15 protein-coding genes are annotated in these 19,875 nt (G+C 61.7%); 7 read left to right on the top strand and 8 right to left on the bottom strand.

Annotation, left to right across the window (positions count from 1 at the left end):
• Positions 1–12 precede the first annotated feature (12 nt).
• From zapE to ACIOUG_RS03960, 3 genes are all read right to left on the bottom strand, one after another.
• Positions 13–1,131 (bottom strand): cell division protein ZapE, encoded by a 1,119-nt coding sequence (gene zapE / locus ACIOUG_RS03970; protein WP_401062689.1) that lies wholly within the window; start codon positions 1,129–1,131, stop codon positions 13–15.
• A 200-nt stretch (positions 1,132–1,331) separates the two neighbouring features.
• On the bottom strand, positions 1,332–2,291 hold the full coding sequence (gene speB / locus ACIOUG_RS03965; protein WP_401062687.1) for an agmatinase: 960 nt from the start codon (positions 2,289–2,291) through the stop codon (positions 1,332–1,334).
• A gap of 16 nt (positions 2,292–2,307) precedes the next feature.
• Positions 2,308–3,399: a polyamine ABC transporter substrate-binding protein gene (locus ACIOUG_RS03960; RefSeq protein WP_401062685.1), complete on the bottom strand. Its 1,092-nt coding sequence runs from the start codon at positions 3,397–3,399 to the stop codon at positions 2,308–2,310.
• A 99-nt stretch (positions 3,400–3,498) separates the two neighbouring features.
• Between ACIOUG_RS03960 and ACIOUG_RS03955 the strand changes: the two genes are divergently transcribed.
• The 3 genes from ACIOUG_RS03955 (at position 3,499) to ACIOUG_RS03945 (ending at position 6,612) form a co-directional block, all read left to right on the top strand.
• A complete protein-coding gene (locus ACIOUG_RS03955; protein WP_401062683.1) occupies positions 3,499–4,392 on the top strand; it encodes a LysR family transcriptional regulator in 894 nt (297 codons plus the stop codon).
• A 214-nt stretch (positions 4,393–4,606) separates the two neighbouring features.
• Positions 4,607–6,073, top strand: coding sequence for a nucleobase:cation symporter-2 family protein (locus ACIOUG_RS03950; protein ID WP_401062681.1), 1,467 nt, complete (start codon positions 4,607–4,609; stop codon positions 6,071–6,073).
• A gap of 65 nt (positions 6,074–6,138) precedes the next feature.
• On the top strand, positions 6,139–6,612 hold the full coding sequence (locus ACIOUG_RS03945) for an LEA type 2 family protein (protein ID WP_401062680.1): 474 nt from the start codon (positions 6,139–6,141) through the stop codon (positions 6,610–6,612).
• Between the two features lie 133 nt (positions 6,613–6,745).
• Here the strand turns inward: ACIOUG_RS03945 and ACIOUG_RS03940 are convergent, their stop codons facing one another.
• Positions 6,746–7,669: a carbon-nitrogen hydrolase family protein gene (locus tag ACIOUG_RS03940; RefSeq protein WP_401062679.1), complete on the bottom strand. Its 924-nt coding sequence runs from the start codon at positions 7,667–7,669 to the stop codon at positions 6,746–6,748.
• Positions 7,670–7,753: 84 nt separating this feature from the next.
• On the opposite strand from ACIOUG_RS03940, the gene ACIOUG_RS03935 reads away from it, so the two are divergent.
• Positions 7,754–8,668 carry a LysR family transcriptional regulator gene (locus tag ACIOUG_RS03935; protein WP_401062678.1) on the top strand — a complete coding sequence of 305 codons (915 nt, stop codon included), beginning with the start codon at positions 7,754–7,756 and terminating at the stop codon, positions 8,666–8,668.
• Between the two features lie 7 nt (positions 8,669–8,675).
• Here the strand turns inward: ACIOUG_RS03935 and ACIOUG_RS03930 are convergent, their stop codons facing one another.
• The gene (locus ACIOUG_RS03930; protein ID WP_003224595.1) at positions 8,676–8,930 is read right to left on the bottom strand and encodes a hypothetical protein; all 255 of its coding nucleotides are present in this window, start codon (positions 8,928–8,930) and stop codon (positions 8,676–8,678) included.
• A 153-nt stretch (positions 8,931–9,083) separates the two neighbouring features.
• On the opposite strand from ACIOUG_RS03930, the gene ACIOUG_RS03925 reads away from it, so the two are divergent.
• On the top strand, positions 9,084–9,401 hold the full coding sequence (locus tag ACIOUG_RS03925; protein WP_401062676.1) for a YqjD family protein: 318 nt from the start codon (positions 9,084–9,086) through the stop codon (positions 9,399–9,401).
• A 347-nt stretch (positions 9,402–9,748) separates the two neighbouring features.
• Here the strand turns inward: ACIOUG_RS03925 and ACIOUG_RS03920 are convergent, their stop codons facing one another.
• Positions 9,749–10,786 carry an Ldh family oxidoreductase gene (locus tag ACIOUG_RS03920; protein WP_401062675.1) on the bottom strand — a complete coding sequence of 346 codons (1,038 nt, stop codon included), beginning with the start codon at positions 10,784–10,786 and terminating at the stop codon, positions 9,749–9,751.
• 232 nt (positions 10,787–11,018) lie between these two features.
• Between ACIOUG_RS03920 and ACIOUG_RS03915 the strand changes: the two genes are divergently transcribed.
• The gene (locus tag ACIOUG_RS03915; protein WP_401062674.1) at positions 11,019–15,821 is read left to right on the top strand and encodes a hypothetical protein; all 4,803 of its coding nucleotides are present in this window, start codon (positions 11,019–11,021) and stop codon (positions 15,819–15,821) included.
• A gap of 56 nt (positions 15,822–15,877) precedes the next feature.
• Here the strand turns inward: ACIOUG_RS03915 and ACIOUG_RS03910 are convergent, their stop codons facing one another.
• On the bottom strand, positions 15,878–16,147 hold the full coding sequence (locus tag ACIOUG_RS03910; RefSeq protein WP_103483325.1) for a PepSY domain-containing protein: 270 nt from the start codon (positions 16,145–16,147) through the stop codon (positions 15,878–15,880).
• A gap of 152 nt (positions 16,148–16,299) precedes the next feature.
• Here ACIOUG_RS03910 and ACIOUG_RS03905 point away from each other — a divergent pair, with 152 nt between their 5' ends.
• On the top strand, positions 16,300–17,301 hold the full coding sequence (locus tag ACIOUG_RS03905) for a FecR family protein (protein ID WP_401062672.1): 1,002 nt from the start codon (positions 16,300–16,302) through the stop codon (positions 17,299–17,301).
• 80 nt (positions 17,302–17,381) lie between these two features.
• Here the strand turns inward: ACIOUG_RS03905 and ACIOUG_RS03900 are convergent, their stop codons facing one another.
• Positions 17,382–19,727, bottom strand: coding sequence for an acylase (locus ACIOUG_RS03900; RefSeq protein WP_401062670.1), 2,346 nt, complete (start codon positions 19,725–19,727; stop codon positions 17,382–17,384).
• Positions 19,728–19,875 lie beyond the last annotated feature (148 nt).

Below are 19,875 nucleotides of genomic sequence, written 5' to 3'. Positions count from 1 at the left end.
CGCCCTCTTCGCTCAGGATTCGGCAAAACGCTGCAACTGCATCTCCTGCAAACGACTGAGGGTGCGCCGGAACGGGAATTCCAGATACCCCTCGGTGTACAGCGCTTCCATCGGCACCTGAGCCTCGATGTACAGCGGGACTTTACGGTCGTAACACTCGTCGACCAAGGCAATGAAGCGGCGCACGCCGTCGTCGTGCACCGACAGTTGTGGCAGTTCGCGGTCACCGGCCACCACCTGCGCCGAGCCATCTTCGGTACCACGGGCGATACGCCCTTCGCGTTTTTGTGCGCTGAGGTTCGGCACGTCGCTCAACAGAATAGACCGATAGCTGTCGCACAGCGCGATGAAGTCCATCGCGGCAAACGGTTGCTCGCACAGATCGGCATAGCGGCACCAGAGCAGCGTCGCGCTGGCCTGCACCACGTTCAATAGGCGATGGCCGACGGACACCGGCTCGGCGCTGGCGGGCTGCCCGGCGTTGAGTGCCTGGAAGACCTGCTGCAGTGCACTGTCCTGCCCCGGCGCGGCGACAAAATAACGCTGCAGACCCGCGCCCGGATGCAGGCGATGGTCCTCGGCGCCGTTCACCGCCACGACCTGCATGTGCGCCTTGATCGCAGCAATCGCCGGGACGAACCGGTCGCGATTGAAGCCATCGGCATACAGCTCGTCCGGCGGCAGATTGGAGGTGCAGACCACCACCACGCCTTCGTCGAACATCACTTGAAACAGGCGGCCAAGGATGATCGCGTCGCCGATGTCATTGACGAACAGTTCATCGAAACACAGCACCCGCACTTCAGCTGCCAGCTCTTTGGCCAACGCCCGCAGCGGATCGGCAATCCCGGTGAGCTGGAACGAGCGCTGATGCACCCAGCCCATGAAGTGATGAAAGTGCTGACGCCGGGCCGGCACCCGCAGGCTCTGATAAAACTGATCCATCAACCAGGTCTTGCCGCGCCCGACCGGGCCCCACAAGTACACGCCCGTGACCGAACGGGCACCGGCATGCAAGGCTTCATGGCATTTTTGCAGGGCCCAGACCGCGTGCTCCTGGGCTTCATCCTGGATGAAACCCTTGTGCTCGATCGCGTGCTGCCAGGCGCTTAGGGGAGAGTCAAAAGTCATGCGCGGCAGTATATATCCGTGTAGGAGCTGTCGAGTGCAACGAGGCTGCGATCTTTTGATTTTTGTTTTTCAAGATCAAGATCAAAAGATCGCAGCCTGCGGCAGCTCCTACACGCGAAGGCGTCAGGTCAGCCAACATCATCGTTGAATGACACACCGCTTTCGTGAGCAAGCCCACTCCCACATGGGTTTGTGGGGTGTCAGCGGTCGACTTTGTGTCGGGCGGCGTAGAGGCAGAGCATTTCCATCGCCAGCGTTGCCGCTGCCAGCGACGTCACGTCCGCATGGTCATAGGCCGGCGCCACTTCGACCACGTCCATGCCCACCAGATTGATGCCGCGCAAACCGCCAAGGATTTCCAGCGCCTGCACCGTGCTCAGCCCGCCACACACCGGGGTGCCGGTACCTGGCGCAAAGGCCGGATCGAGGCAGTCGATATCAAACGTCAGGTACACCGGATGGTCGCCGACCCGTGCGCGAATCGCCTCGACAATCGCCTCGCAGCCACGTCGATGCACCTGGCGAGCATCAAGCACGGCAAAGCCCTGGTGATCGTCATTGGTGGTGCGCAACCCGATCTGCACCGAGCGCGCCGGATCCACCAGCCCTTCCCTGGCCGCATGCCAGAACATGGTGCCGTGATCGACGCGTTTGCCGTCCTCGTCCGGCCAGGTGTCGCTGTGCGCATCGAAGTGGATCAGCGACAGCGCGCCGTGTTTGCGCGCATGGGCCTTGAGCAGCGGATAGGTGATGAAGTGGTCGCCGCCAAACGTCAGCATCGCGCTGCCGGCCTCAAGAATGCGCTCGGCGTGGGCCTCGATACTTTCCGGGATGGTATGCGGCGAGCCGTAATCGAAGTCGCAATCGCCGTAGTCGATTACCGCAAGATGATCGAACGGGTCGAACGCCCACGGCCAGTGCCGTTCCCAGGCGATCCCGGTGGACGCGGCGCGAATCCCCCGTGGCCCGAAACGTGCGCCCGGGCGGTTGCTGGTGGCGGTATCGAACGGCACGCCACTGACCGCCACATCAACGCCGCGCAAATCCCGGCTGTAGCGGCGACGCATGAAACTGGTGATTCCGGCGTAGGTGCTTTCGGCGGCAGTGCCGTACAGGCTGTCGCGGGTGATGGCTTGGTCATTGAGCATCGGCACGTCCATCGGTGTGCTCCTTTTGTTATTGATGGCTACGGAAAGTGGTCCACAGACGCGTGCGCTGACGCATGTCCTTGAGGCTCATGCTGCGGTCGGCGTACAGGCGTTCACGCATTTCGGCGGGCGGATAGATGTCCGGGTCGTTGCGCACCGCCTCATCCACCAGCGGCGTCGCGGCCTGGTTGGCAGTGGCGAAAAACAGCGTATTGGTCAGCTCGGCGACCGATTCGGGGCGCAGCATGAATTCGATGAACGCCCGCGCCGCTTGCGGGTTTGGCGCGTCCTTGGGAATGGCCAGATTGTCCTGCCAGATCAACGTGCCTTCGCGCGGTATCCGGTAGGCGACTTCGTAGGATTTGTTGGCCTTGTGCGCCTGATCGGCTGCCATGCTCACATCACCGTTGTAGGTCAGCGCCAGACACACGCTGCCATTGGCCAGGTCGTTGATCTGCCGGCCGGTGGCGACATACAGCACCGAAGGCTGGAGTTTCTGCAACAAGGTTTCGGCGGCTGCCAGATCATTCTTGTCAGTGCTGTAGGGATCCTTACCGAGGTAATGCAGCGCCAGGCCGATGACTTCCTGCGGCGAATCGAGCACGGCAATCCCGCAGTCCTTGAGTTTGCTCGCGTACTCGGGCTTGAACAGCAGATCGAGGCTGTTCAGCGGCACGTTCGGCAGGCGTTTTTTCACTGCCTCGACATTCAACCCCAGCCCGAGCGTGCCCCACGTGTAGGGCACGGCGTAGCGATTGCCGGGATCGACGGCAGCGAGTTTCTCCAGCAGATCGGGATCAAGGTTGGCGTACCCCTTGAGGCCTTCATGCGGTATTTCCTTCAGCGCACCCGCCGCCAAACCCCGAGCCAGCACGCTGGACGACGGCACCACCACGTCATAGCCGCTGCCGCCGGTCAGCAGTTTGGTTTCCAGCACCTCGGAAGTATCGAAGGTGTCGTAGCGCACATGAATGCCGGTTTCCTGCTCGAAACGCTGCAGGGTTTGCGCCGGCACGTAATCGGCCCAGCTATAGAGATTCAGGGTTTTATCTTCGGCCTGGGCATTGAGGGCCACGGACAACAACAGCGCGGGAAAAAACAGCTTGAACACGGGAGCCATGACGAACACCTGACCGGAGGAAGTGGTCGCAGAATGCGCGCTCGGATACATTGCAGAAATATCAAGTTTGTTAACCTGACTTTATCCCGGAGTAATGTAATGCTCGGTCAGCTTCACGACGTCGATTTGCAGTTGCTGCGCCTGTTTGTGCGGGTCGTGGAGTGTGGCGGCTTCAGTGCGGCGCAAGGTGAACTGGGGCTGAGCCAGTCGAGCATCAGCCAGCAAATGGCCAAACTCGAAACCCGCCTCGGCTATCGCCTGTGCAGCCGGGGCAAGGGCGGTTTCAACGTCACACCAAAAGGTGAGCAACTGCTGATCGCGATTCGCACGCTGTTCGAATCCATCGAAACCTTCCGCCATCAATCCAACGGCGTCGCCGGACGCTTGATCGGTGAGGTGCGGCTGGGCTTGTCCGAGGCGCTTGATCAGTCGGTGCTGCTGCGGGTGGCGGAGGCGATCCGGCGGTTTCGCGAGCGCGACGAGTCGGTGCGCATCGAGTTGATCAGCGCGATGCCCGGCGAGATGGAGCGTCTGTTGCTGCAACAGCGGCTGGACCTGGCCATCGGTTATTTTTCCCAGGTGCAAAGCGCTTTCGATTACCGCGAATTGTTCAAGGAAACCCAGCATCTGTACTGCGCGCCGGGGCATCCGCTGTTCTCCGTCGATAAGCCGGATGACGCGGCGTTGCAGGCCTGCGACCGGGTTGACCATCCGTATCGGGTCATGCGCAGTGGCGAGCCGTTCCCGGACAAGCGCTTTTCCGCGCGTTCGGAACAGGTCGAAGGCACCCTGGCCTTCATTCTCTCTGGCAAGCACGTCGATTATCTGCCGGATCACTACGCGCGGGTCTGGGAGGACAAGGGCTTGTTGCACGCGCTGCGGCCTGGGGAATTGAGTTTCGAAGTGGCGTTTCATCTGGCCCGACACCGGGCGCAGGTGCCGGGGGATGCGCAGAAGGCATTTGAGGAGGATTTGCTCGCAGCCTTTGCCTGAAGATCAAAAGATCGCAGCCTTCGGCAGCTCCTACAGGAATGCAAAATGTAGGAGCTGCCGAAGGCTGCGATCTTTTGATTTCAAGTAAAACCCTTTGAAACCCAATAAAACCTGACCTTTCAGGCAATTTTTGCTCGTTGCCCTCGCCGCCCTCTTCCGGCATCCTGCGCCTCCATTTTCTGACCCGGCCCCGCCTCACGGCGCGCAAAACACCATGACCGCCTCTGAAAAAGTCCCACGCAACAACGATCTGATCTACGGCCTCAACGACCGTCCGCACCTCACCGCCACCGTCTTCGCCGCGCTGCAACACGTGCTGGCCAGCTTCGTCGGCATCATCACCCCGACGCTGATCATGGGCGGCGCGCTCGGTCTGCAAAGCGAAATTCCATACCTGATCAGCATGGCGCTGTTCGTCTCGGGCCTCGGCACATTCGTTCAAGCCAAGCGTTTCGGCCCGGTCGGTTCCGGTCTGCTGTGCCTGCAAGGCACCAGTTTTTCCTTCATCAGCGTGATTCTCAGCGCCGGGTTCATGGTCAAGGCCCGGGGCGGCGGCACCGATGAAATTCTCTCGACGATCTTTGGCGTGTGCTTTTTCGCCGCATTCATCGAAGTGGTGCTGAGCCAGTTCATTGGCAAACTGCGAATGCTGATCACCCCGGTGGTCACCGGCACCATCATCACCCTGATGGGTCTGTCGCTGATCAAAGTGGCGATGACCGACATTGCCGGCGGCTTCGGCGCGCCCGATCTGGGCGCAGCCAGCCATGTGTTTCTGGCCGCGTTGGTGATCGGCACTATCGTTGTGCTAAACCGCGTCGACGTACCGTTTCTGCGCCTAGGTGCGATCGTCATCGGCCTGACCCTCGGCTACGTGGTCGCTTGGCTGATGGGCACGGTGGATTTCGCCTCGATGCCCGAAGTGCCGCTGGTCAGCGTGCCGGTGCCGTTCAAGTACGGCTTCAATTTCGACTGGGTGGCGTTCGTGCCGGTGGCAGTGATCTTCCTGGTTTCGCCGCTGGAAGCAGCCGGTGACCTGACCGCCAACTCGATGATCTCGCGGCAACCGGTCAAAGGCCCGCTGTACATCCGCCGGATCAAGTCCGGTCTGCTCGCCGATGGCCTCAACTCGGCCATGGCGGCGGTGTTCAACAGCATGCCGATGGTGACCTTCGCGCAGAACAACGGCGTGATCCAGTTGACCGGCGTAGCCAGCCGCTACGTGGCGTTCTTCATCGCCGGCCTGCTGGTGTTGCTGGGGCTGTTCCCGATGATCGGTGCGGTGCTGCAACTGATGCCCAAACCGGTGCTCGGCGGCGCCGAACTGGTGATGTTCGGCACCGTGGCCGTGGCCGGGATCAAGATCCTCGCCGAGGCCGGCCTGCACCGGCGCAACATGCTGATCGTGGCGATTTCCCTCGGCATGGGCCTGGGCATCGCCGCCGTGCCGGAGGTGCTGCGCGAGTTGCCGCAAGCGCTGCGTAACATCTTCGAATCGCCGATCACCGTCGGTGCGTTGTGCGCTATCGTGCTGAATATCTTCCTGCCGGAAGAATTCATTGAGCTGGAAGAAGACGATTTCGATCCGGAAGCGTCGATTCTGCAAGTCATGGAAAACCCCGATCTGCCGGCCAAGGCTGAACCTGCCCGTCCGGCGGCTGTCGCACAGTTGAACCGCTGACGCTGCGCCATGAAAAAAGGGCTGAGCCGGCAACGGTTCAGCCCTTTTTCGTTGAGAGACTGTTTATGCGCCGCGTCCACGCCGTCATCCTGTCCCTGCTGCTGTTGTCACTGAGCGCCTGCGCGCTGTTTCCCAATCGCGATCCGGTGAACATCAACGTGGTCGGCCTCGAACCGTTGCCGAGCCAGGACCTGGAAATGCGCTTCGCCCTCAAGTTACGGGTGCAGAACCCCAACGAAACCGCGATCGACTACAGCGGCATCGCTCTCGACCTTGAGGTCAACGGCCACCCACTGGCATCGGGCGTCAGCGATCAGGTCGGCTCGATCCCACGCTTCTCGGAAACCGTGGTCAGCGTGCCGGTCAGTGTTTCCGCGTTCTCGGTATTGCGCCAGACCCTGGGCCTGAGCCAGACACAAACCCTCGACAACCTGCCCTACGTGCTGCGCGGCAAATTGGCCGGCGGGGTGTTCGGCACGATGCGTTTTGTCGACAGTGGCAAGCTGAGTTTGCCGAAAGCCACTGCTGCGACGTGGTAACCCACTGCGCACACTTCTCCCCTGTGGGAGCGGGCTTGCTCGCGAAAGCGTCAGATCAGCCAACATCATCGCTGAATGTGACACCGCATTCGCGAGCAAGCCCGCTCCCACAGGTGTTTTATCAGTCCTGAGGTTATGCGGTGAAGCGCACCCCCGGTTTGGCGCGCTCATCGACACTCAGCTCAAACACATCCGGCCGCGCATAGTGGCCGACCACGTCATAGTCATAGCGCGCCCGAATCAGTTCATCGGTGTCAATCTCAGCCGCGAGCAACCCCGCCTCGCCACGCAACGGCCCGGCCAGCACATCGCCCATCGGCCCGACGATCACGCTGCCGCCGGCAATCAACGGCCGATCCGCCGGCCAGTTGGCAATGTCCACGCCCAGTTCGTTCGGCGAAGCCTGTACCTGACAGGCACTGACCACAAAGCAGCGACCCTCGTGGGCAATGTGACGCATGCTGACCTGCCACATCTCGCGCTCGTCCACCGTCGGTGCGCACCAGACTTCAATGCCTTTGGCATACATCGCCGTGCGCAGCAGCGGCATCATGTTTTCCCAGCAGACCACCGCACCGAGCTTGCCGACCTGAGTGTCGAGCACCGGCAACGTCGAGCCATCGCCCTTGCCCCAGATCAGCCGTTCGGTGCCGGTCGGCATCAGTTTGCGATGCTTGGCCACCAACCCCGCTTGCGGATCGAAATACAGCGCCGTGCAATACAAGGTGCTGCCGGCGCGCTCGATCACGCCGATCACCAGATTGGCCCCGGTGCGCGCCGACAAACCGGCCAGTGCTTCGGTTTCTGCTCCCGGCACGTCAATGGCGTTGGCGAAGTACCGGGCGTAGGCCTGGCGTCCCTCGGGCAAGCGATAACCCAGTTGCGTGCCGAAACCTTCACCTTTCGGGTAGCCGCCAAGCAACGCCTCCGGCATCACCACCAGCGCTGCGCCGGACTCGCTGATCGCGGTTTCCCAACTGAGGATCTGTTCCAGGGTTTCACCCTTGCCACCGGGCAAGGCGCCGATCTGCAGGGCGGCGACGATTGATGTGGGCATTGCAGTCACTCCATCGGGTTCAAGTGTTGCCGATTCTGCGGCGGCGCGGGATCATGAATAAAGACCGATTCACTGCTGATTGATATGAGCCAAATGAATATCGCCACCGTCGACTTGAACCTGCTGAAAGTTTTCGAAGCCTTGCATGAAGAGTCCAGCGCCAGCCGTGCGGCGCTGCGCCTGGGCGTGACGCAATCGGCGGTCAGCGCGGCATTGCGCCGCTTGCGCGAGGTATACGGCGATCAATTGTTCGTGCGTACCGGCCGGGGACTGGCGCCAACGCTCAAGGCCAATCAACTGAAACCGGTGGTCAGCGAGGCGCTGAACAAATGCCGGCAAAGCCTGGCGATGGTCGACCCGTCGGCCCATCACTACGACGGTCGCTCAGTCACCGTGGGCCTGTCGGATGATTTTGAAATTGCCTACGGCCGGCGCCTGATCGAAGCCATCGCTCGCAGCGCGCCCAAGCTACGGCTGATTTTCCGCCAGACCCACAGCCAGATCGTCGCTCGCGCGCTGATGGAGCGCAGCATCGACCTGGCGATCACCGCCGGCGGTTTCGCCGAGCGTCTGCTCAGTCGTCAGGTATTGGCTGAAGGGGATTATGCGTGTCTGGTCGATCCGCGCGGTCTGGCGCCAGGTCAACAGCGCATCGATTTGCCGGAATTCGTCGCCCGCGAACACATTCTGGTGTCCTCGGGCGGTTTTATCGGCATCACTGATGAGGGCTTGGCGGCGCTGGGCCTGAGCCGGCGGGTCTGCGCGTCGACCACGCACTTTGCCGCCCTTCCGCATCTGCTCAAAGGCAGCGACGCGGTGGCAACCATCCCGAGCCATGCCGCCAGGGCCATTGCCGAGCTCAGCGGGCTGGCGCTGCTGCCCTGCCCGCTGGCGTTGCCGCGCTACCCGATCGAACTGGGCTGGCGGACCAGCACGCAGATCGATCCGGTGGTGATCAAGGTGCGTGAGGCGATTGTCGGCTGTTTCATCACCGACTGAGGCGCTGTTACTTGTTGGCCGCCATCAGTCGATTGACCTCGCTGCGCACCATGTTGGCGAATTCCGGCGGGGACATGCCATCCAGCTCGGCGCGCACCCACTCGGCCCATTTGCCCTTGCGCTTGGAGCGTTCGCCGAACAACCGCGCGGCTTCGCCTTTGGCTTTGCCCAGATTGTTCTGCCAGAGTTCGAACAGACGGGATTTCTCGTCTTCCAGCGCAGCGCGCTCGGCGAGGGATTTGTCGGCCAGATTGAAACTCATGGGGAAATACCTGCTGCGTAAAATGGCGACATCTTACACGCTCGGCGGAAATCTCCCGCGCAGGTTTTTCTTTCGCGCCTAAAATCAGTGCAACTTTTCAGGCAGCGCCACACTCCATTGAACACTGTTCATCCATCTGCAAGGAGTCACCCAATGGCCCGCAAATCCCGCGTGCAAGCCGTCGAAGACCAAATCAAGGATCAAGCCTTCAGTGAACTCCAGGCACTGATCGAAGAGTCGGACAAACTGCTCAAGAGCAGCGCCTCACTGGTTGGCGAGGAAGCCGAGACCCTGCGCGGACAAATCGCCCTGAAGCTGCAACAGGCGCTGGATTCGGTATCGAGCGTGCGTGAGCGCACCAAACCGGCGGTCGAAGCCACTGAGACCTACATTGGCGGCCATCCATGGCAGACCGTGGCGATTTCCGCCGGTTTTGGTCTGGTAGTGGGCTTGCTGCTCGGTCGTCGTTGATCGACGTCTGACAATAAACCTGTGGCGAGGGAGCTTGCTCCCGCTGGACTGCGCAGCAGTCCCCCTGGTTCTCAAGTAGACACAGGGGGCCGCTTCGCGACCCGGCGGGAGCAAGCTCCCTCGCCACATTTGTTCTCTGCCAATTAGTCCCCGGCCAATTCGCGCAACTGCCTCAGCGTCTGCTCATCCATCACAACTCGTTGATCGACCTCTGACAATAAACCTGTGGCGAGGGAGCTTGCTCCCGCTGGACTGCGCAGCAGTCCCCCTGTTCTCAAGTAGACAAAGGGGGGCCGCTTCGCGACCCGGCGGGAGCAAGCTCCCTTGCCACATTTGTTCTCTGCCAATTATTCCCCGGCCAATTCGCGCAACTGCCTCAGCGTCGGCTCATCCAGCACAATTCCTTCGGCCAGCGACCGTGCGCGCTGCAAATGCCGACGATCACCCGGCAAGCGCTTCAACCCCACCCCATGCATCTGCCGCACCAGCTCTTCGCTGCGCTCGGCAAAACCCTGTCCGGCGGATTTGCTCGGATCGATAACGATCAGCAGTTGCCCGGTCCACGGGGTCTTGGCCCCCGGATGGTTCGACCAGTCGAACTCGAAGGAAAAATTGCCGCCGGTCAGTGCCGCTGCCAGCAACTCAACCATCATCGACAGCGCCGAGCCCTTGTGGCCGCCAAACGGCAACAGCGCGCCGCCCTCAAGAATCGCTTTCGGATCCTGAGTCGCCTGCCCAAGGCCATCCACACCCATCCCCGCTGGCAGGCGTTCACCCTTGCGCGCGGCAATCTGCACATCGCCATGGGCAATGGCGCTGGTCGCCAGATCGAAGACAATCGGCGCACCACCGGCCCGCGGCGCAGCAAAGGCAATCGGGTTGGTGCCGAACAGCGGCCGGTCGGCGCCATGTGGCACCACGCACGTCATGCTGTTGACCACGCTGAGCGCCACCAGCCCTTCTTCGGCGAATGGCTCGACATCCGGCCACAGCGCCGCAAAGTGATGGGAGTTACGAATCGCCAACACCGCAATCCCGGCACTGCGCGCCTTCTCCACCAGCAGCGGTCTGGCGGCGGCCAGCGCTGGCTGGGCGAAACCGTTGCCGGCATCGACCCGCACAAAACCGGAGGCGACGTCCTCGACCTGTGGCACAGCCAGACCATTGACCCAGCCGCTGTTGAGCGTCGAGACATAGCCGGGAATGCGGAACACGCCATGACTGTGCGCACCGTCGCGTTCGGCACTGGCGCAATTGGCGGCCAGGGTGCGGGCGACGGACGCCGACGTCCCATGGCGCAAAAAAATCTTTTCAAGCAGTTGCGTCAGCGCTTCGAACGAGAGCGTGGACGCAGGGGAAGACACGGATTCGTGTGGCGCAGACATCTGAAGCTCCAGACTAATTATTGGAGGGAACAACAGCGTACGAACAGCTTGCTCGCCGATTAACCACGTCCGGCCCCGGTGCTGTCAACCATTGCAGTGCTGCGCGACGCAGCCAGCACATTTGCGCGTCGCCTGTGCGGTAACTATGTACCACCTTCGTCATCCGTTCGGCTTTTAGGCTGGCGTCTCAATTCACCGGTGCACCCGAGTGTGCCCAGATCGAGACGCGATGATGCCTGCACCTGCTCCCCCGCTGTTGTTCTCCTCCTTTGTCGATTCACCTGGGCTGTGGCCTGCGCTGCGCGCTGCCCATGGCCTGTCGCTGCGGGATTTTCAGTGGCTGACCGACGTGCAACTGGCGACCCATCTGTTGCGCAGCCAGCAGACCCCGCCGATGCTGGCCCACCGCATCCTGCTCAACAGCGAAGACCCGCCAAACGTGACCCTCGCCGGCAGTTTCATTCTCAGCCCCACGCCTGAGGATCGCGGCTTCATGCTCTACACGCCATTCGACGGCCTGAAAAAATTCGCCACCTTCCGCGCCGTGACCGAACACCTCGAACAGCGGCTCAACCAGGCCGACGAGACGGATCGGCTGTTGGCCTTTCTGGCCTTTTCGCAGCGCAAGCGCCTGTTGGAAAACGGCCCTGTCAGCGTGACCTACCAGCTCATCGAGGGCGACATATTCGACGAGCAACGGAGCGCCATCGAGCACTGCCAGCAGCTCAACGCCCAGGCGTTACTCGATGAACTGCTGCGTCTGCCCGGGCTTGGAACCGTGCTTGAGACCCTCCTTGAGCAACAATTGAGTGCACGGATGCCCGGCACGGATCAAGCGCAAACCCTGGTCAGTTTCTACACCGATGTTGCTCCCGGCGATGCGGGACACCCCCTCGAAACCCTGTCACTGGTCAACGCCGTACTCCGGCACTATCGTCAACGCGGCAGGGCGGAGCGCCAGACCCGCAGGTTTTCCAACCCGCGCAGGCCTGAGCTGGCCAGTGATCAGGCCCATTGGGCACAGGCGGTCGAAACCGCCTCCGGCAAGCTGCTGGCGCTGCTCTACCAACACCTCGAGCACTACTGGAACGCCCCCTCCGCAGACGGCATGTCGCGCCGCAACCTGTTCAGTCAAACGATCCGGCAACAGGCCCTGGCCGACATTCTGCTCAAACGCGAAGCCGGGATCATCGACGCCGCAAAGTTCGACAGCCTGCTGACCTGGGTCGAGGTCAACGACCACTCAGGACGCCGCGCCACCCTGGAAACGGTACGACTGTGGGAATACCAGGCCAACTTCGTCGAACTGGCCGGCTCGCTGATGATCAGCCACACCGATGCCTGCCTTTACACCCCTTCGCATGGCTTGCAGGTTCTCAGGGACTACAAGGACCTCAAAGACACCTTGCTCGCCAAGTTCGCCAGTAGCGGACACGAAGACGAGCTCTATGGCTTGTTGAACCTGGAAGAGCGCCAGCGTTTTCTCGGCTTCGACAAGCCCCATGTTTCCGGCGAAATAATCGCCGGCGACATCTTCAGCGTGCTCTTCGAAAGCATCATCACCAAGCAGCGGCAGAACATCGAATACGCCTTGCAGATGTTCCGCCACAGCGACGACTCGGTAAACATTCCCGCGTTGTTCGACAAGGCGCTGGACATCCGTTCGATGATCCATGATCGCTTGCTGGCGCTCGATACCCGTGGTCGCTGGAGTATCCGGCCTGTGCTCGGCGGCAGCCAGTTACCGTCAATGTTGCTGGCCAACGCTGCTGCAGGCGAGGTCAAGAAATTCGCCAGCATCCTGCCGTCAATCAGCAGCCTTTTCGCCGCGCAACCACTGACCCCGCATAGCCTGCAACGCAGCTATCTGCAACAGCTCATGCCGCAGCTTGCGCATACGCTGTTCGTCGGTGTCTGTGGAGAGGCACGCTTGCGCGTACTCGATGGCAGCCTGAGTCGCCAGGTTCAGGCCATCGTCGACACCGTGTTCGACCCCACGCTGGCGGATCGCGCCCAGCGTCGCGGGCTCAAAGGGTTTCGCCCCGATGCCTGGTCGCTGACCCTGTTCGGCAGCGGCCAGACCGAGGCGCTGCCACTGGCCAGCTGCGTTCTGCTGACGGAACGCGGCGGCCTCGATGAACAACACTCGGGACGTGCGCTGCTGTGGACGCCGGCCCTGGGTCTGGAAGTATTTGCCTCCGTCGACAGTGCCCGCAAAACCCTTGACCGGCGTTTGCTCAACCCGGAAAAACGTCAGGTGTTGCTGGAAAACCTCTCACCGCTGCTCGACGGGTTGCATCAGGACTATCGCCTCGGCCCTTTGCGCCTGATCACCGGGAATGTCCTGCAGGATCGCGTGCAGACGGCGATCACGCAGTTTCTCGAGCGCTGTGAGCGGGCCCGCCAACTGAAGTTGCCCGTGCGCAAGCAGGAACAGCTGCTGAAATCCCTGGCCGCCACCCCGATCAACACCAACCTGCAACGGGCCAGCGCGTTGGCCCGAGCGCTCGGCGAGCGGCACTCCCTGCCCGGCTGGCTGGGCATGGCGACGCTCGAGGAGCAGCAGTTGCACCTTGAACTGCTGGAGCAATGGCGTAACAGCGTCAGCGACGACAAGGATTACCTGCATGCCTTGCCGAGCCTGCGTGAGCACATTCAGCAAACCCTCACCAGCCTGCTGTCCAGCCGGTTCCAGGCACACCATATCGATCCCGAACAGGTGCGGATCATCCCGGCACTCACGCTGGCCGGCCCGCACATGAGCCTGACCGATTTCGCCTTGAACTACAGCCACATCGCCCAACACACCTCGTTTACCGTGGCGTCGAACACCCACGAAGCGCTGCCGGCAAGACTCGACCAGCAGGCCATCAGAAGCCTGCTGTTGTCCCTGGACATTCCGACCACTTTCGCCAGCAAAATCACGGCCGCCCTGTCCGCCACGGATACCGAGACCGAACAGCGCCAACAGCGTTTTCTGCGCCAGTTACCCTGGCAACTGCTGCAACATGCCCATCAGTTGAAACTGCAGCAACGTCTGTCTGCCGCCGCCTTCGGACTGATCACCCAGGTGCTCGACATGCCGGATGCCATCGCCCGCGCCACAGTGCAAGGTGCCCATGCGCTGATCCGCCCGCTGGAACTGATCAAAACCGACGGCGCGGCGGCGGTCAAAGCCTTGGGCATGTACCTGATCGGCCCGGGCGCCGGCCATGTCGGGCCGCTGGTGCTCTATACGCCGTATCACGGCGAACAGGCCTTCAGCGAGTTCGAGAACGAAGCCGCACTGATCGCCGCACTGAACATTCCGGGCGCCCTGCAAGACCTGTTGCTGCGACGTTTGCCGCAAGCTCAGCAGTCGATCTTCACGGCGTTATTCAACAGCAGCGTTGGCCGGACCAGTGAAATGACCCTGGCGTCGAATCCGATCCAGGGCAACCTGCTTCGGCAGTTGTTCAGCGATAACCTCGCGTTGCTGCCCAAGTTGCTCGCCGCCCACGCCCAGCCCTCGGCGCAAGAGGACTGGGACGCGGCGAAAAACCTGTTCAGCAAAGGGATCAAGCTGATCTGGGGCCTGCTCCCCGGCAAACTGGCCTATGTGCAGTTTCTCTGGCAAAGCTTCAAGGACTTCATGACCTCCGCCGAAGCGTTGCAGGATCACCACTGGAAGCGTGCACTCGAGGCATTTATCGCCGGCGCGGTGCAGATGGTTTCCCTCGGACGCCTGTCACTGGAGTCCAACCTCGAGGCCCAGGCAGTGACGCCGCCGGCTCCGCAGCCCAGCGTGCTCAGTGCGCCGGAGCTGCAAGACATCCACACCACCGACCCGCTACGCACTTCGCTGCAACCCTTCGAGGCAAAGGACGTGGCACTCAAGGACCTGACGCCGGTACCGGCGAACGGCACCTATACCGACCTTGCGACGCGGCAGACTTACGCACCCGTCTCGGGCAAAGTCTATCCCGTGGAGAAGCCGGGCGCGGTCTGGCAGATCAAGGACGCGGAACAGCCGGGCCCGGTGCTGCAACCCACTGCGTCTGGCAAGCTGGTGCTGGACCCGGATCGGCACACGGTGCACTGGGGCAAAGCCATGTCGAAAATGTACAACCGCTACACCAACGATCGCGAACGCCGGATCTGGCTGAACATCGAGGCACAGGGCATGGAACAGATTCGTGCCCGCCACCCGGACAAGGCACGCATGCTCACCGAGGCCGTCGATCTGGCGCGGTTCTACGCGTTCAACTGTCTGCACAATCTGGCACAGCAAAAGAACCAGCGCAGCGGCACTCGTCTGGATACGTTCCTCAAGGCGTTCTTTGATGCCGAACAGATCGATACGACCATTCTCGACAAGCTCAGGCAGGCCATCGTGCCGGTCTGCAATGCGCTGGTGGACCCTACCGAGGATCTGCTGGATAGCGAGCGGTTTGTCGTCGGCTCAAACCGCTTTCGCAATACCGGGCTGATTGCTTTCGTGCTGGATGACGACTCGCGCAAGAAAGTGCATTTCACCGAGAAGTACTTCCATCAGGATCTGGACTGGTACAAGGTTGGCCTGACTGAGCCGTTCAATGTCGAAGGGCATGCGCGGGCTTCGACGCTGATCCATGAGCTGGCCCATCAGGCCAGCAAAGCCGTGGACATTGCCAGCCTCGAAGCGCGGCGCCCGTTCACTGACCTGATTTCCACGGTAACCGGCTACGGCGCGGTGATGAAGCACAACCAGACGCAATTCCAGCGCGAGGCCTTGTCGCTGGGCACGCCGCGCGAAGAGCTGTTCGCACGCTGGAGCGACGAGCTGCGGGAGTGGGTCGATCTGGATGAAATCCCGGGCCTTGCGCATGTCGCCAAGGAAATCCTCAAGGTCACACGCAGCCCTGACATGGAGGAGGCCCGAAAGGTATTTCTCGACCCGGCGAACCCGCATCCGCGCATCGACACGATCTTGCGCAACGCCGATTCGATTGCCTTCCTGATTGGCGAGATGGGGCGCCAGCTCGACCCGGTCGCCAACCCGGACAGTGCACCCTGAGCAAAAAAAATGCGCAGGCCTGTGCAGCCTGCGCATCGGTTTATTGCCCGTGAAAATCAGTCTTTCTGATCGCGCAGTACGTTGCCCGACGCGCCATCAATACGGAATTCATAAACGGAGCCATCAGCCTTGCGGCCCTCGCCTTTCCAGTAGCCATCGTTGTCCGCTTCGATCTCATAGACTTCAACGTAACCGGCCTTGGTCTTCACGATCTCGATCGCCTTCTCGATGGTGACCCAGCCCGCACCGGGACGATCAGCCATGGCGGCACCGGCGCTGAACAAGGCAGCAGTGGCAACAACAGCGGCAAAGGTTTTTTTGATCATTTTTTCACTCCATTTGTGGATGATGTTCGTCGGATGTCCCGTTTTTGGGCGTCTGACGGAAAAATAAGTTCCACTTTGATGGGCAATTGCCATGACGGATGTTCTCGGCGCCTTGCCCGCAAGGTTAGAATGCAGCAAATCAGGACGAGTCAATGACCCAAGAATCCCTCTCGGAAGCCGAATACGATGCGATCACCGATGCCGCCGCGCATTGGTGCATGCGTCTGCACGCTGCCGACTGCTCTGCCGAGGAGCAGCTGGCTTTCGAGCAATGGCGTGACGCCCATCCGCTGCATGCATTCGAATATGAGGCCATGCTGGAAATCTGGGACGTAGCCGAACACTTGCCGCGTCCGCAGCCGACCCCGAGTGTGCCGCTGAACAAACCGGCCCCGGCCTGGCGTCGCTATGCCATCGCTGCCAGCGTCTGCGCCCTCGCACTACCGCTGGCCGCCTACAGCGGCTGGAACCTCGGCTGGCTGCCCAACAGCTACCAGCGCTTCGAAGCCAGCGACAATGTCCGTCAGGTGACCCTGAAGGACGGCAGCCAGGTCGAACTCAACCTCAATACCGAGCTGACCTTCAGCAATTACAAGGACGAGCGCCGGGTCACGCTGAAAAAGGGCGAGGCGTTTTTCGAAGTCAGTCACGACCTCACCCACCCGTTCGTGGTCCGGGCCGCCGAGGGCAAGATCCGCGTGACCGGTACCCGCTTCAATGTCTGGCTCTATGAAGATCAGGTGCGGGTCAACCTGATCGAAGGCTCGGTACTGGTGACCAGTAACGCCGCACTGCCCGGCGATGGTTTGCGCCTGGGGCCGGCCATGCAAGCGCAGTACCGGCACGGCGACTACATGCCACAGATCAGCCAGACCTACGCCAACGACAACGCACTGGCCTGGCGCAGCGGCAAACTGGTACTCGACAACCTGGCGCTGAACGACGCCTTGCCGCTGATCAATCGTTATTTGAACAAACCGCTGAAACTCGCCGACGCCAGCACCGGCGCGATCCGCGTCGGCGGCGTGTACAACATCAAAGAGTTGAACGGCCTCGTCAACACCCTACCCAAAGTGCTGCCGGTGTACCTGACGCGCAACACCGAGGGTGATCCGGTGATCAACTCGATACCACGGCAGCCGCCAAAAAGCTGAACCCCGTCATGACCCGTTCCAGGCAATAAAAAAGCCGCTGTCCCTGTTCGAGGGGCAGCGGCTTTTTCGTTGCGGACGACTTACTGCACAACCACCTCGGCACCCTTGCCGGACGTATCACGCACGGTCTGCACCTGATACTGCGGATCGGCGGCAATCTGCTGTTCGGTAAACGGCAGCACGCTCCACTGTTTCTTCGAGAAAGCCTCGGTCTGGTCGCGGGAGTATTTCGACTCTGGGTCGCTGGACAGCGAGAACGCCAGCAGCCCCTGGGCGTGCGGGCCCTTGTCGTCGAAGCTCACCACTTGCAGGTAACTGGTGCCGCTGACCACTTCGAGTTTGCCGTCTTCACGCGGCACACTCTGGATCGCGTTGTAGATCCCCAGAGTACCCGGCCCGCCGTGAATCGCGGTTTGCTGACCGCCGCTGCTCACCACCTGAATGTCGCCCCAGCGGGTGTCGGATTTCAGGCCCATTTTGCTGGTGGTTTGCAGCGATGCCAGCATCGCTTCACGCAATGCCTTGCCCACCGCCGGTTGCTCGATCGCCAGCCCGCGCGGGGTGTGCTGCGGATCTTGCGGATCGAACGCCACGCGCCATACATCCGGCGACTCTTGCAGGGTTTGCATGATGTTCTGGAAGTGCACCAGCCCGGTACCGGAATCCAGATTCGCCCGACCGTCCCAAGCCTTGAGGCTGGCGCAAACCGGCTTCAGCGAGGCTGCATCCGCTCCCAGGTCAGCCGCGCAGAACTTCAGCAGATCGGGCAGCACCTGGCTCGCCAGATAGACGTTGTCGTCCATCACCATCTGTTGCAGATCCTTCACCGCCAGCGGCGCCTTTTTGCCCAGAGTGGTCAGGCGCTCCAGCGCAAAGCGCGAGCGCAGGCCCAGCGGCTGGCCGTCCTGGCTGATCAGCGGCGAGAACCCGGTCAGCGGTTGTGCCGGGTTGGCCAGCCACGCCGAATCGTTGGAGTGCTGAACGAAGTCCTTGCGCAACAGTTGCGGCAGCTGGCTCGCGGCGTAGATGCCCTTCTGCGCGGCCTGCGGATCGATATCCCAGGCGCAAGCGCTGTTGGAACCGTCCAGCACGATCATCTGCACGCCGATGCGCGGGTCGCTGCACTTGGCCAGTTTGTCGGCGCTGACGTTCGGCACCACCGACAGGTTCATGTACAGCGTCTGGCCCTGGTCATCCACAGCCAGCGTGTTGACCCACGGGATGCCCTGGATCTTGTGCACCGAATCTTGCAGATCCTTGAGGCTCGACGCCTGATTCATGGCGTACCACTGTTTCAGCACGCGATCGTTTTCCAGGTTGGCATCGCGCAGGCTGTAGGCGTACTGGTTATCCCAGTCGAGCTTGCCCGGCCATTGCACGATCGGGCCGAACTGCGAGCTGTAGAGGTCACGCGCAACCGGCACCACCTGCCCGTCCGCCTGTTTGACCTGCACGGTCACCCTCTGCTTGCTCAGAGGCACCGATTTGCCGTCGAGCAGATAGCGTGTCGGGTCTTTGGGATCGAGTTGCAGGCGATACAGGGTGAAATGCTTGGATGAATCGACGGTGTGGGTCCAGGCCAGATGCTGGTTGAACCCGATATTGATCATCGGCAACCCCGGCAGTGCCGCGCCCATCACATCGAGCTTGCCGGGAATGGTCAGGTGCATCTGATAAAAACGCATGCCGCCGACCCACGGAAAATGCGGGTTGGCCAGCAACATGCCGCGACCATTGAAGGAGCGCTCGCTGCCGACCGCCACGGCGTTGCTGCCGCGATCCAGGGCGAAGCGCTGCAGGCGCGCGTCCGCAACCTGATAAGCCTGCGCACTGCTGCCAGCCTGCGCCGTGGCCTGCGGCGGCGTCGCCCCGGCCAGCGCTTCGGCGAACTGCCCGACCCCGCCCTCGACCAGCAACCGGCGGGTCAGTTTGACCAGGTCCTCGGCGGCGATGTCACGTACCCATTCACCCTGACATTGCTGCGGCAGGCCTTGCTGGCGACGCTCGGCCAGATAGCGGTTGTAGCCGGCGGCGTAGCCTTGCACGAGGTCGCGCACTTCGCTCGATTGCGCGTCCCAGAACGCCTGCACCGCTTGCGGAGTATTGAGCCAGGTGAAGAACAGATCGCTGACCCGATTCTCGCGTTCTTCGACGGTCAGTTGATCCGGCCCGAAATAGCGCGAACGCTGGCCATTGACCGTGACGATCTCGTTGGCCAGCAGGCACAGGTTGTCTTGCGCGTAGGCATAACCGATGCCGAACCCCAGACCGCGTTCGTTCTCGGCGCGGATGTGCGGCACGCCAAACGAGGTGCGGCGGATATCGGCGCTGGCCTGGGTGGCGGGGCTGAACGCATGGGCCGACAGACTGAGCCCGAGAAATGCACTGGCGAGGGCCAGCCCGGTTAACTGTCTGGAAATAATCACACTCGCTCCTGATCGAAAGGACCAGATCGGCGCGTGCGTTGCGCAAGCAGCGGATCCGGTCTGAAGTTGAGGCCTGCGCCCGGGCGCAAGACGACTGTTCAGGAAACGAATGCGGGAAAAAAAATTTAGCCCCATGAATGCCGGGGCG

The sequence above is a fragment of the Pseudomonas sp. NPDC087803 genome (assembly GCF_044742995.1).
GTDB lineage: Bacteria > Pseudomonadota > Gammaproteobacteria > Pseudomonadales > Pseudomonadaceae > Aquipseudomonas.
This window is presented reverse-complemented; position numbering and strand designations above follow the sequence as displayed.